Source organism: Streptomyces sp. NBC_01460 (assembly GCF_036227405.1).
Classification (GTDB): Bacteria; Actinomycetota; Actinomycetes; order Streptomycetales; family Streptomycetaceae; genus Streptomyces.
On record NZ_CP109473.1, the window covers coordinates 8,423,486 to 8,436,608 of the forward strand.

The 13,123-nt window shown below is 68.9% G+C and carries 11 protein-coding genes and 1 pseudogene; 4 read left to right on the forward strand and 8 right to left on the reverse strand.

Annotated elements, in window-relative coordinates:
* Positions 1 to 49 precede the first annotated feature (49 nt).
* Both OG488_RS37670 and OG488_RS37675 read right to left on the reverse strand, forming a co-directional pair.
* Positions 50 to 1,510, reverse strand: coding sequence for a Gfo/Idh/MocA family protein (locus tag OG488_RS37670; RefSeq protein ID WP_329237930.1), 1,461 nt, complete (start codon positions 1,508 to 1,510; stop codon positions 50 to 52).
* Positions 1,511 to 1,826: 316 nt separating this feature from the next.
* The gene (locus tag OG488_RS37675; protein ID WP_329237933.1) at positions 1,827 to 3,887 is read right to left on the reverse strand and encodes a phosphocholine-specific phospholipase C; all 2,061 of its coding nucleotides are present in this window, start codon (positions 3,885 to 3,887) and stop codon (positions 1,827 to 1,829) included.
* A 640-nt stretch (positions 3,888 to 4,527) separates the two neighbouring features.
* Between OG488_RS37675 and OG488_RS37680 the strand changes: the two genes are divergently transcribed.
* A complete protein-coding gene (locus OG488_RS37680; protein ID WP_329239302.1) occupies positions 4,528 to 4,755 on the forward strand; it encodes a DUF5133 domain-containing protein in 228 nt (75 codons plus the stop codon).
* Positions 4,756 to 4,883: 128 nt separating this feature from the next.
* On the opposite strand, the pseudogene OG488_RS37685 reads toward OG488_RS37680, so the two are convergent.
* The 3 genes and pseudogenes from OG488_RS37685 to OG488_RS37695 all read right to left on the reverse strand — a co-directional run.
* Positions 4,884 to 5,072, reverse strand: a pseudogene (locus OG488_RS37685) (alpha/beta hydrolase); the annotation flags it as partial.
* Positions 5,073 to 5,264: 192 nt separating this feature from the next.
* On the reverse strand, positions 5,265 to 5,912 hold the full coding sequence (locus OG488_RS37690; protein WP_329237936.1) for a YdcF family protein: 648 nt from the start codon (positions 5,910 to 5,912) through the stop codon (positions 5,265 to 5,267).
* 213 nt (positions 5,913 to 6,125) lie between these two features.
* On the reverse strand, positions 6,126 to 6,539 hold the full coding sequence (locus OG488_RS37695; RefSeq protein ID WP_329237938.1) for an SRPBCC family protein: 414 nt from the start codon (positions 6,537 to 6,539) through the stop codon (positions 6,126 to 6,128).
* A 234-nt stretch (positions 6,540 to 6,773) separates the two neighbouring features.
* On the opposite strand from OG488_RS37695, the gene OG488_RS37700 reads away from it, so the two are divergent.
* Positions 6,774 to 7,280 (forward strand): TspO/MBR family protein, encoded by a 507-nt coding sequence (locus tag OG488_RS37700; RefSeq protein WP_329237941.1) that lies wholly within the window; start codon positions 6,774 to 6,776, stop codon positions 7,278 to 7,280.
* Positions 7,281 to 7,809: 529 nt separating this feature from the next.
* Here the strand turns inward: OG488_RS37700 and OG488_RS37705 are convergent.
* A complete protein-coding gene (locus OG488_RS37705) occupies positions 7,810 to 8,610 on the reverse strand; it encodes a maleylpyruvate isomerase family mycothiol-dependent enzyme (RefSeq protein ID WP_329237944.1) in 801 nt (266 codons plus the stop codon).
* 651 nt (positions 8,611 to 9,261) lie between these two features.
* The gene (locus OG488_RS37710) at positions 9,262 to 10,113 is read right to left on the reverse strand and encodes a helix-turn-helix domain-containing protein (protein ID WP_329237947.1); all 852 of its coding nucleotides are present in this window, start codon (positions 10,111 to 10,113) and stop codon (positions 9,262 to 9,264) included.
* Positions 10,114 to 10,385: 272 nt separating this feature from the next.
* Here OG488_RS37710 and OG488_RS37715 point away from each other — a divergent pair, with 272 nt between their 5' ends.
* Positions 10,386 to 10,667, forward strand: coding sequence for a hypothetical protein (locus tag OG488_RS37715; protein WP_329237950.1), 282 nt, complete (start codon positions 10,386 to 10,388; stop codon positions 10,665 to 10,667).
* Positions 10,668 to 11,268: 601 nt separating this feature from the next.
* Here OG488_RS37715 and OG488_RS37720 read toward each other — a convergent pair.
* Entirely contained in the window at positions 11,269 to 11,649 is a 381-nt protein-coding gene (locus tag OG488_RS37720) for a helix-turn-helix transcriptional regulator (protein ID WP_329237952.1), read from the reverse strand.
* A gap of 99 nt (positions 11,650 to 11,748) precedes the next feature.
* On the opposite strand from OG488_RS37720, the gene OG488_RS37725 reads away from it, so the two are divergent.
* Positions 11,749 to 13,092, forward strand: coding sequence for an MFS transporter (locus OG488_RS37725; RefSeq protein WP_329237955.1), 1,344 nt, complete (start codon positions 11,749 to 11,751; stop codon positions 13,090 to 13,092).
* Positions 13,093 to 13,123 lie beyond the last annotated feature (31 nt).

A 13,123-nucleotide genomic window follows, 5' to 3' on the forward strand; every position in this document is an offset into this window, starting at 1 on the left:
ATGCCGAACCGCTGGGGACGTGGGGTGGCCGGTCGGGGCCCTCATGAGGTCAGGCGACCGGTGGCATGTCCGTGCTGCGCGAGTCGAGGCCGGAGCGCAGGTTGACCCAACTGCCCCGCGTGAAGTCGGGGAAGGCGACCTGACGCCCCTTGTTCTCCAGGGACATGACACTCAGCGGAACGGGAGCACACCAGGAGGCCGAGTCGTACACATCGATGTCGGGTACCAGCCCCGCGCGCATCAGTTGCACCGTGCGCCACTGGAGGACGTAGTCCATGCCGCCGTGGCCGCCGTTGTTCGCGGCGTCGTCGCCGATCTTCTTCCACAGCCAGTGGTCGAATTCCTTGCGGTAGGCGTCGAAGTCCCGCCAGGAGTGTCCGCCGTGGTCGGGCTCGACGTAGATGCGTCCGCCTGTCGTCGACGTACCGGCGTAGTCCTCGAAGATGCCCCGGCTGCCCGCGAGCGTGTTGATGCGGCTGTACGGGCGGGGCGAACTCACATCGTGCTCGGCCCTGATGGTCCGTCCCTTGGCCGTCTCGATCGCACAGCTCACCAGGTCGCCGTTGATGTACGTCTCGCGCCAGGAGGGGTGCGACTTGGGCACGAAACGCTCCCGGTAGTCGGCGAGCCCCTTCGGCGCCGTCGCGGTGGCCTTCAGCGTCGTCATGCGGTCGCCGCGGTTGATGTCCATGGCGGCGGCGATCGGCGCCAGGCCGTGCATGGCGTAGAAGGACGCGGTGCTGCGGGTGTGCCAGAGCCTTCGCCACGCATCGGTGTAGTACGTGTCGGAGAAGAGGAGCTCGCGCAGGTCGTGGAGGTACCCGCCGTGGCCGTTCGTGACGTCCCCGAACAGGCCCTCATGGGCCATCTTGAGCATGGCCAGTTCGTTGCGGCCGTAGCTGCAGTTCTCCGACAGCATCAGATTCCTGCGGGTGCGCTCCGAGGTGTCCACGAGGTCCCAGAGCTCGCGGAGCTCGGTCGCGATGGGCAGTTCGACGACGACGTGCTTGCCGGAGAGGAGCGCCGCCTTGCCCTGCTCGTAGTGGAATTCCCACGGTGTGGCGATGTAGACGAGGTCGACGTCGTCGCGCCGCAGCATTTTTCCGTAGGCGTCCGCCGACCCGCCGTACTCCGAGGGGCGGGGCTTTCCGGCGGCCACCAGTGCGTCGGCCGTGCGCTTGGCGCGGTCGGCGCGGATGTCGCAGACGGCGGTGACGACGCAGCCGGGGACGACGGACCAGCCCGTGGTCATGCCGGAGCCCCGATTGCCCAGTCCGATCACCCCGACGCGCACGGTCTTGTGCGGCTCGAAGGGCACGTTGACCATCGACTTCTGTCCGGAGCGGCGAGCCGGGGGAGTGGCCGTCCCCTCCGCTGCTGCCGTCGACGACGGCGTCGTGCCGGTGGCCGCCGCCGTGCCGGTGGCCGATCCGAGGCCGGCTGCGACCGCTCCGGTGGCCAGGGTTCCTCCGAGCAACAAGCGGCGTGAGACGGCGGGGATTTCGGGCATGGCGAGACACTCCTCGATGCGTGACCGGCAGCACTGGCGGGGACGACTCTGGCCGTGACGCCAGTTGCATGTCAATAGATGCTCGAAAGAAGTGCGTTACGAACAAATTGAATCAACGAGTCGTGTGCGGCTGCGTAGTGAAGGGCTTTCCGGGGTAGCTTTCGAGGGCCGGTCCTCCCGGCGCGAAGACGCGAAGAGCGGCGCTGGATCGCGGACACCCGGCGTGGGACACCTGCCGCGCTACGGCCGCAGCCGCCGTCCCCGTGGACCTGACGGTCCCGGGACGGCGGCTGCCGGGTATGGCGGGCGGACCGCGTCAGACGGTCCTGATGGCCGGGTCGGAGACGCCTGGCGCGCCGGTCTCCACATGACCGGCGAAGCGGCGCAGGAAGGTGGCGTCGGCGTCGGAGACGACCTTGACGTCGTACCAGCGCGCCGTCGTGCGCAGGTCCACCGTGTGGGAGACGGTCGCACCGGGATTGACCTTGAAGGTCTGAGCCGCGCCGCCGTAGGCATTGGTCACCGTCAGGTTGACCGCGAGCGAGGCGGAGTTGGTCATGCTGAGCTTCAGATTGCCGCCGGCCGCCACATGACGTGCGGTGACCTCGGGACCGGTCTTCCTGGCCGGGCCCCGCCAGGTGCGCAGGAAGCCGTTCGGGCCCCACACCGTCAGATCGATCCGGTTCCCGGTGGAGCTGCTGGTGTTCCACGTGTCCGAGAGGGTCTTGCCCGCCTCGACGGTGTAGGGCCAGGGGCCGTCCGTACGGTTGCCCGAGGTGCTGTGGAAGTGGGCACCCAGGGTGGGGCCGCCGGCGAAGGTCAGGGTGAACTGGCCGGTGGAGGTGGTGGCCCGGCCGTCCACGTACGGGCTGTAGCCGAGCGCGCGGGCCGGCTTGGAGCCCGCTTCCTGCTTCGGGAGGGAGCCCGAGGCCGGCGGGGTCGGGTGGTACGACGGATGGCGGTTCTTGTCCGGCGGCAGGTATCGCGCCGTGGAGGGCAGCGAGGCGGGGGCCGCGTCCGCCCGAGTGAAGTCGAAGGCCGAGGTCAGATCCCCGCAGACTGCTCGGCGCCACGGCGAGATGTTGGGTTCCCCCACCCCGAAGCGCTTCTCCATGAAGCGGATGACCGAGGTGTGGTCGAAGGTCTCGGAGCAGACGTAGCCGCCCTTGCTCCACGGAGAGACCACGATCATCGGCACACGCGGACCGAGCCCGTACGGTCCCGCCGCGTACCCTCCGCCGCCCGGGTACAGGTCCTTCGACACGTCAGCCGTGGAGAGGCCCCAGGCGGAGGAGGCCGGGGGATACGGCGGGATCACGTGGTCGAAGAAGCCGTCGTTCTCGTCGTACGTGACGAACAGGGCGGTCTTCGCCCACACGGCCGGGTTCGCCGTCAGAGCGTCCAGGACCTGCGAGATGTACCAGGCGCCGAAGTTCGTGGGCCAGTTCGCGTGCTCGCTGAAGGCCTCGGGAGCGGCGATCCAGGAGACCTTCGGGAGGGTTCCGCCGGTCACATCCGCGCGCAGGCGGTCGAAGTACGTGCCGCCCGCCCTGACGTCGGTACCGGTGCGGGCCTTCTCGTACAGAGCGCTGCCGGGCTGGGCGTTGCGGTAACTGTTGAAGTACAGCAGCGAGTTGTCACCGTAGTTGCCGCGGAAGGCGTCGCTGATCCAGCCCCAGGACCCGGCGGCGTCCAGACCGTCGCCGATGTCCTGGTAGACCTTCCACGAGACCCCGGCCGATTCGAGCCGCTCGGGGTACGTCTTCCAGCTGTAGCCGGCCTCCTGGTTGCCGAGGACCGGGCCGCCGCCCGTGCCGTCGTTACCGGTGTGGCCCGACCAGAGGTAGTAGCGATTGGGGTCGGTGGCTCCGATGAAGGAGCAGTGGTAGGCGTCGCACACGGTGAAGGCGTCGGCGAGGGCGTAGTGGAACGGGATGTCCTTGCGCGTCATGTACGACATGGTCGTGGCCGTCTTGGCCGGCACCCACGTGTCGTACTTGCCGTTGTTGTAAGCCTTGTGGCCGCCGGCCCAGTCGTGGTCGAGACCCTCCAGGAACTGCATCCCGAGGTCGGTCACCTGCGGATTGAAGGGCAGGACGTCCTTCGTTCCGTCGGACTGGTGGAAGACGGGCTTGCCGTTGTCCTGGAGCAGCGGCCGGGGATCCCCGAAGCCTCGCACCCCCTTCATCGTGCCGAAGTAGTGGTCGAAGGAACGGTTCTCCTGCATCAGGACGACGATGTGCTCGATGTCCTGGATCGTTCCCGTACTGCCCTGGGCCGGGATGGCGGCGGCCCGGGCGATGCTTTCGTTCAGCATCGTGAAGGCCGCGGTGCCTCCGGCGATCTGCAGGAACCTGCGACGGTCGAGCTCTGTCATGGGTGACGACCTCTGGGTGGTGGGGGAGTGTCAGGGGCGCCCCAAGGACAGCGGTCCCGGGGTACCGGACGGGGGCGGGTCCGTGACGCCACGCGGTACACCTGGAGAACGGAATCTCTCCGAGCGGCACGTCCCCGCCCACGCCGACGGCTGGTGGGAGGGTACGGGCAACACATCGGCGTACAACAGACCCCGGAGGCCGACGGCTTGCCCAGCGGCCCGATCCCGCACCATCAACCCGACCCCGCGACGACCGCAGGGGAATCGATTGGGCCCACGCGCTCCCTCGACGGCCTTCCTCCGCCGTCGCGGCATCGGTGGACCGACCGCCGAGCGTGCCGCTGATGCCGATACCGAACCCGGCCGGGCATCCCACGAACGGCCTCCGCCGTCGCCTTCCGGGCCGACCCGGAGTCGTCCTGACCGACCGGGGACGTCGTGGGTGGTGGACGGCGGAATGCTGCGCATCGGCCGGTTCCCGATCCATCGGTCCTCCGGCGGCCGACGCTGCCCCTGAGCTGTTCCGCCGTCGCGACTCAGGCGTGCGCGCTCGTGCACCTGTGTGGGCGGAATAACGGTGAGGGGCCGGGGTAGGCGGGGCAGCGTAAGTCTCGTGAGCGACGATGTGAGGGAGTTTCCGGTGCTGATGGCCCACCCCGCGGTGCTGCGGAATCTTGTCGAGCAGTACGACACCCTGCGCATACTGCAGGCGCAGAACGGCGGCGCAGAGGTGCAGCAGCGGATGGACGACATCGCCTACACGCTCTGTGTGGCCACCGGAACCCGGGACGTCGACGCCGCTCTGATCGCCGCCCGCCACCAACTGCCCGGCGCACGAACCCTGGACGACTCCCTCGTCCGCGGTTGAACGGAGCGCCGTCGGGGATGTCCACCCGCGCCCTCGCGACCCCCCGAGGCCTGCGCCGTGTTCCACGTCCTCGGGCGTGGCCTCATGCCACGTTGCCGGCGTTGCCCCGGCCGACCCGGGACCGAGCGGCTGAGGGCGGCGGCGATGTCACCCGCGCTGACGGTGGCGATGAACTCGCCCATGTCCACCGGGTGATCGTCGAACTTGGTGGACAGTCCGCAGTCGCGGTTGTCGTACCGGATCACGTATCTGCCACGGTCTGCCAGTGCCCGGCAGAAGTCCTCGGGCCAGGCGAGCAGCTGCGCCCCGAAGCCCATCTGACGTGCACCCACCCATCTGGCGCGCGACCTGCACCTCTCACCTTGGTCCTCGAGGTGAGGACCACTCCGGGAATGAAGGTCGGGGGGAGTGGGACGGCTCGGCCGAAGCCCTGAAACTCTCGACGAGGAGCTGTGAGCGGTGGTCGAGCCGTTCCCGCCGGAGGTGGAACGTCATACCGAGGCGTCGGTTCAAGAGAGCCGTGTATGTGACGTCTGTGCGGACGCAGCTGTGCACGGCGAGACCTTCCGTTCGTCGGCCTTGAGACCGCGCAGTGTCCAAAGTCCGTACAGGGCCAGCAGGGGTTTGGCGAACATCCACTCGCCAGGTCGGTAGTCATCCGCGCGCACGAGCTTCTCAGCCAGATCAGGGCGCTGTCGCCGGACGTAGGCCCGGGCCTTGAGCGCGTGAGCCGGCTGAGAGGCGATCTTGATGCGGTCGACGTCCTCGATCAACGGGATCACGTTCGTGATGTTCTCCCATGTCGTCGCACTGCGGTCTTCGAGGAGTACCGTGCCGTCGAACTCCAGTACCGACCTCGCGTAGTCAGCCATCAGCTGGGCTTCCGCACTGCCGCCACTGGTCTCACCACCACAGAAGATCACGCGGGTGTCCCGCGTGTGGTCAGCGGCAACGGAGCGAACCCCAGCACGTACTCGCCAGCGGTTGATGAAGTTCGCCGTCGGCTGGGGGTTCCGGTAGCCCAACACGACCACAGCTTCGGACGCACCCTCGCTGCCTCCTACGAGGGATCGGGACCAGCGCCAGTTCACCCACTCGCCCCAGGCCAGGGCCGCAGCCCCAGCCCCAGCCATGGCCAGTCCTGTCCTTCGTCGCATGCGGCGAGCCTATGGCACCGCACTGTCACAGCGAAGGCACCAGCCGGGCCCGAGGGCGGGGAAGGCGGCTTCGCCGATCCATCGGCGAAGCCGCCCGTCCGGACCGTCTCCCATGCGCCTGGGAGACGAACCCGTCGCTGTCGGAGTGTTCGCCGCGGATTCCGGGCTGGCTTTGGGCCGGCAGCCCGCTGGGCGTGGACGCGCCGGGGTGGATCACTGTTCGGCGCTCTCGACCGCGTTCCTGATGCCGTTCAGGGCCTCTTGAAGACCGTGGTCGATGTGATCGCCTTCGGTGGCCTGGGTGTGCAGTTCGACGGTGAGGCGGGAACTGTCCGGGCTGTTGCCGGGAGCGACATGGAGGCGGCCTCGGTAGTCGTGCGGTCCGGGCGCGCCCCACTCAAGACTCTTACCTTCCTCGACGACTCGGATCCAGGCCTCGCTGGTGACGTCGTGGTCGGGTGCGTCCGGCGGGTCGATGTGGGCGGTGACCGTGACCCGGTCTCCGCCATGGGGACGTACAGAGGTCAGCCGGGGCATGTATGCGGGCAGGTTCTGCACGTCGGCGAGGTAGGAGAAGAGCCGCTCGGGCCCTACCGCCACCGTGATCGAATTATCGTAGTCACCCATGCTTCTCGTTCTGCCTGTGCGACGCTCCGGGCAAACGGAATTTCGGATTCATCGCTCTGATGACCGCCTGCAAGCGCGTCACGGAGCAAGCCCGTAGGACTGCGATGCGGTCGCGAGGGGTACCGCCGCAGCACCATTCCGGCCCGGGTTCACCTGCATCGGCGGATTACCGCACGGCGGTGAACGTGCCCTCCGGCCGGGTAGCCCGCCGGTCGGAGGGGAAGAAGGGCACTCATGATGCTGACCAGCACGTGTGACAACGTCCGGTCCACCGGCGCGTGGCAGACGTACGCGCTCACTGCGGCCGCGGTGACGGCGTGCGCGGTGGTGGGCGCGAAGGCAGTGGACGCGGACAGCGTGTGGTATCGCGCGCTGGACAAGCCGCCGTGGCAGCCACCGTCCTGGGCCTTCGGCGCGGTGTGGACACCCTTGTACGCCTCGGTTGCCTGGTCCGGCGGACGTGCTCTGAACCGGGCGCGAGGGCGCGCAGGGCGCGGAGTGGCCCTCAGCCTGGCGGCCAACCTGACGCTGAACGCGGCGTGGAACTGGGCGTTCTTCGGCCGTCGCAGCCTCAAGGCCGGTGTGCTCGGTACTCTTCTGCTGGACGTGAGCAACGCCGAGTTGATCCGTCGTACCAACCGTGTCGACCCCGTTGCCGCGCGTGTTCTGCTTCCGTATGCCGGCTGGTGTGTGTTCGCCACCGCTCTGAACTCCGCCATCGCTCGCCGCAATTCCGTCTGACGGCAGGTGACACGGCACGGCAGCAGCGCCGGTACGACGGCAGAGGGCGGGGCGGTCGAATCTGCGGTGACCGACGTCGGTCCGGCCTTGTGAGCAGGTCGGGGACAGCCACTTGCCGGGTTGCGGGGTGTGCGCGGTTCACGTGGAACGCACTCCCGGGAGGCCGCCGGCCTGAGGACCGGTCAGGGCACAGGCCGCCCGCTCGGGCGGACGAAGCCGTCCCGGCTCGGTGATCGAATGCATGGCGGACCGGGTGTGGGACACAGGCGGTCCGGGCCGACCCCGGCTTCTCCGACGGGCCTGCGGTGGCGTGTGGGGGAGTGGAGCGGACCGGCCGGCGCGTCCTGCGCCCAGGCAGGCCCATACAGGGAACCCCTGTGCGGTGCTTGAACGCGCGATCACGTCGATTATCTGCCGGTGATCCCTCCACCGCCCGCCCCGCTTCCGCGTCCGATCCGGCAGCAACGGCTCGATCCGCGCCCACTGAGCATGACTCAACGACATGCCCTGACGAGCGAACCGCTACGTCCTACTTCTCCTCCGGCTCCCAGGCGCGGAGCAGGTCGAGCAGCCCTGCGTCTCCGCCAACGTGCAAGGAGTCGGCCTTGATCCGGTCGTACAGGTAGAGGACCAGCTCACTGGCCGTGCCGTGGACGGAGGCGCCGGCTGCGTCCGAGCCATCGCCGGTCGCGGCGGTGGGCGCGGGGATGCGGGTGATACGTGCTCCGTCGCCGTCGACGGTGAGGCGCCAGGAGCGGCCCTCGGCGGCGTGGAAGTCGAAGGCCGTGGGCTTGTGCGGCCAGGCACTCGGTGTTGCGCAGACGGTGAACAGGAACTCCTCCACACCGTCGAGTGCCAGCTCGAGCGGCAGCGGCTGCGGGGAGCCCCCGGCGAGCTGGGCGTCGTAGGTGTGCACCGCGGTCTCCTGGACCCGGTGCCGGGCGGTGCCGCCGGCGGTCTGCGGTGACTGCGACGCGGGCCACCACGTCCAGCAACCGCTCTCCGGTCCCGCCGCGCGCAGGGCGCCCAGCAGAAGCTGCGTCGACGCGTCCAGCCAGGCCAGCAGGGCCTCACGCTCCTGCGGCACTTCCAGCGCGGCGCGCGCGGCGACGGCCTCGGCCGGGGGAGCGTCGGCAGTCCCCGCGCCGACTATGGCGGCCCAGAAACGGTCTCCCCCACCCAGGTGCTTCACCAGATCGAACAGCGTCCACCCGGGGCAGGTCGGTATCTGCGCGTCGAGACCGGGTGCGGCGGCTACCACGGCGCGGAAGGCGGTCGACCGTTCATCGATCAGTCGCAACAGGTCAGGGAACTCAAGATTCTTTTCCACGCCGGATGTCTATCACCGTGCTCCGGTGATCGGACAGCGATTTTCGCAGTCACCGCCGGTTGGCCATGGCGGACGTCCTCGTCTCCCACCGCTCGGGTGAAAGACGCGCACTGCTGAGAGCACGCTGGTGTTGGCGGTACGCCAGGCATCGTGCCTGTGGGTGCTCCGGCCTCGCCGTGCGGCCGGGCACCTCGGCGAAGTGACGTCCATCCGGTTCGCGCGGTCGTGCTGCCGCTCGACCACCGGTCGGGTCGGGAGTTCAGGTGACTCCCGTTCCACCAGCACTCCTCAAGTCCGGAACAGCAACAGCCACTTATCGGCGGCGATGCTGTTCGGCTTCTTGCGTGGCCTGCCCGGCCTGGGGCGAGGCGCGCGGATGTCCTCCAGGACGGGGACGAACCGGGAGCGGTCGGCCCAGCCGGCCCGGCGTCACGGTCAGCGACAACGGCCGGCGTCGGCTGTCCACGCTCGGATGCGAGAGCGTTGCGGACAGCGACCGATGTCCGGCCGGCCGTCGCGGATCGCCCGTCGGGTAATCGCATGCGGCGTCCGGCGAACAGGATCCCCAGCATGGGCACACCTTCCTGGATCACGCCAACTCCCGTTATACCCAGGAAGGTTGGCGAGGAACGTACGTGATGTGGCCGTCGTTCACGGGGTGCAGGCGGGCAGGACGGTGGTGAGCTGGATCAGGTGGTCGGGGTGGACGCGGATTCCGGGGAGCCAGAGCCGTTCCCCGTTGTGCGTGATCTGGATCCAGATGCTGGTGTGCTTGAGGTTCTCGTCGGTGACGCTGACGCCGTTGGCGATGGTGCAGACAGCCCGGAGCAGGTCGTGGTGCCAGACCCGGCCGGCGGAGTTGGCGGTGTTGTAGGGGCGGTAGGGGTTGTAGGCCAGGGACAGCGCGCACAGCGTCGTGCGGGGTCTCTGACATGCCCTTTCGACATTGTGGACGAGGACACCGGCGTGGGCGCTCCCGCCTGCCCCACGTTCCTGGGCGCTTTGCGCGGCAGGCGCGGCACCGGGCGCGGTCCGCGGGGGGAACAGGAGCACCAGGAGGCCGGCGGTCACCAGTGCGCCCGCGACGCCGACCGTGGCGACAGCCCCACGGCCGGTCAGGCGTCCGCGGAGTCCAGGCAGTCCGCGCCACCGACGCCACCACGCCGGACCGCCCACGGGTGACGGATCGACGCCACCGGCGGCAGCCAGGGGCGCGGTGCTGGTGTTCGCCGCAGCGTCTGGTTCGTCGGGCGTGGTGCTCTCCGTTGCCTCCCAGAGGACCCGGTACGGAACGGGGTCCGCCTTCAACGCCCGGCACAGGTCCCTGACCGCGGGCCAGGGCGGCACGGTTTCGCCGCGGAAGTAGCGGGACAGCGACGAGTCGCTGATACGGACCTCATCTTCGAGGCTGCGCAGAGGACGCCCTGACTGCTGCTGCAGGCTCCGCAGCGCTGCTCCCAGTTCTCGTGCTGCCGCACGAGGGTCGGGTTGTTGGCCGGTCATCGGAGTAAGGGGCCTCTCACAGAGCGGGGGAACGGCGTCCCGTCGGCGTCCCATGTCCCGGGACGGCTACGTCCCAGCAGGTCAGGACTGTAATTATCCCGACATCGGTGAAGCAAGCGGGACATGGTCGTCAAGGTGCCGTTTCCTGTGCAAACTCTGCGTACCGGCCGAGAGCAGATCACCCCCAGGGGTGAGCGTGCCGGTGATCGTGGCCTTGCCGGCGGACCCCGCAGGGGCCAGGCCTCACACCCCTACCGAAAAGGATCTACATCATGCGTGTACGCATCGCACTGTCCGCTTTCACCGCGATCACGGTGGCCGGGCTCGGCCTCAGCATGGTCGCTCCGGCCATCGCGGCATCCGCCTCGACGTCCCACCGGGTGGCCGCGGTGCAGGCAGCCGAGAGCCTCGACGTCCACCGCGAGAAGTTCATGACCCTGAACGGCTGCCAGACGGCCGGCCAGCAGGGCATCGACCGCGGGCACTGGGACCGCTACCAGTGCGCCGAGGGCTCCGCCTGGCCGTGGGTGTGGAACCTGTGGACCAACCGCTGAGCACCTGACCTGCCGCCCTTGGTGGCCTCCCCCTCTCTCAAGGGGAGGCCACCAAGGGCGGCGCAAGCCGCCCCAGCCGCCGGCGTGCGGGCCAAGCCGGTCATTGCCGCTTCTCGTGGGCTATCGCGCGATCGGCTGGATCGCCAGGGCGGCATGACTGAGCGGGGCCCGGAAGCAGCGCAGAACCCAGCGAGGTGCTCCCGGCGGCAGTCGCCCGGGTCCACCGTCCGTTCCTGTGCCTCAGCGGCGCGCAGGCCATGCCGGTGACGTCGCCTCCTGGTCCGTACCCCCCGCTCGGAATCGGAGAGGGAGGTAACGGATCGAGCCGTGATTGAGGTCAGGACGTCGACCTGACGGGGCGACTGGTAGCTGATCCGATCCGCCTGCGGAGCGTGCCGTGCCCAGCCTCCACCTGGAGAAAGAGCATCATCATGCCCCCGCCCCCAAGCGTGTGCCTTGCCGGTGCGCACGCGGTGGGGCGGACACGCGGCCGGCCAGGCCCGATGCGGGGCACGCGGACCCTCCAGCACGGCTTCGGACTACGGAAGCTGTGTCTGGGCTCAACTGTGGGGTGAGGAGAAGGGGGAGTGGGGGCGCTTCGTCATGCTTGGGGAGTCCAGGCCGCGACCAGGTCGAGGAGGCCTGGGAAGCGGGCGTTGAGGTCGTCGACGCGTACGTGACTGCGCCGCTCGAGGCCGTACTGGCGCTGGCGTGTGATCCCTGCTTCCCGTAGCGCTTTGAAGTGGTGCGTGAGAGAGGACTTGGGCCGGTCGAAGCCGAACCAGCCGCATGGATGGTCGAACTGCGCAGATTCCAGGAGGAGTTTACGGACGATTGTCAGTCTCAAGGGGTCGCTGAGCCCGGCGAGAACCGTTTCCAGGCGAAGGTCTTCGATCGCCGGCTCCGGCAGCGGTTCAGGCGCGCCGGCCGGTTCCGGGAAAGCCTTGCCGAAGGTGGACCCGGTGTCCGTGGTCGGTGGCACTGGTAGCTCCTCATGACGCCGATTCCTTTGTACGAGTTATATCGTACTGCATGCTAAGTTCGACTTGACTCGTACTGCAGGAAGCCGGGAGGAGCAGTCATGTCCGAGACTCGGACCACATCCGTCCATGCCGTCGGCGGTGGGCGGCAGGGAGACACCGTTCAAGGAGGCGGGCGGGCTGCCGCTCCGCTGTGGTGGGTATGGCTGGCCGCGTGGCCGGTCACGGCCGTCTTCATTCTTTCGAACGCGGCCACCCCGCTGTACGTGTTGTGGCAGAGGGACATCGGCTTCTCCAAAGGCACCCTGACTGTCGTGTTCGCGTTCTACATCGTCGGTCTCCTCGGCTCGCTCCTCGTCTCGGGTGTGGTCTCCGACCGGATCGGGCGCAAGCCCGTGCTGCTGCCCGCCATGGCGCTCGCCCTGGTCGCGTGCCTGATCTTCGCGACTGCTGCCAGCGTGGCCGCGCTGACCGTGGCCCGGCTCTTCACCGGCATCGCTGTCGGCGCCGTGGTCTCGGCCGGTATGGCTGCCGTGACCGACGTAGCCGGTCCGGAACGCAAGCGGATCGCCGCCCTGTTTGCCTCGTGCGCAATGGTCTTCGGTGCCGGTCTCGGCCCGTTCCTGGCCGGCGTTCTCTCCGAGACCCTGCCCGCGCCGACCGTCACCGTCTTCGTCGTCGAGGCCGCACTGCTCGTCACCGCGGTGCTCGCAGTGCTCCGCATGCCGGTTCGGCGGCCTGCCACGCCCGTGAAGGGCGCCTGGGTGCGCGTACCCGCCGTGCCGCGAGGAAATGGCCGCCAACTCATCCAGGGTGTCGCCGTGTTCGCGCCCGGTATCACCGCTACCTCCTTCGTGCTTTCGCTCGGCCCCTCGCTTCTCTCGGGACTGCTGGGCACCACCAGCCGGATCATCGCCGGCGTCATGGCATTCGCCATGTTCCTCGCTGCCACCGGAGTGCAGTTCGCCGTCCAGCATCTGCGCCGGCGCATCATCCTCACGACCGGCGCCATCAGCACCACCGTGAGCATGATCATGCTGATCATCGCCGTGCACGCCTCGTCGGTACCCGTCCTCGTCACCTCGGCGCTGCTTGCCGGGGCCGGCCAGGGAATGGGGCAACTCGGCGGCCTGTCGCTGCTCAATTCCAGCGTCCCTCCCCAGCGGCTCGCTGAGGCCAACGCCGCGTTCAACGTGGGAGGTTACGTCCTTGCCGGCGCCCTGCCCGTTTCCGCCGGCTACCTCAGCGACGCGGTGGGCCTGACCGGCGGTGCCACAGTGTTCGGAGTGGTCCTCATGAGCCTCGCGGTCATTGGAGGCCTGGTGGTTCTTGCCGCTCGGCGCCAGTCGCCGGAGCACGCGGGGTTCCCGGACGGGGAAAGGGTGCAGCTGCTCAGTCGGCGCGACGTGCGTGGAAGAGCAGAGCGCTCAGCTCCGCCGGCGTGATGCGACGTTCCTGCGGCCGTTGAGGATGTCG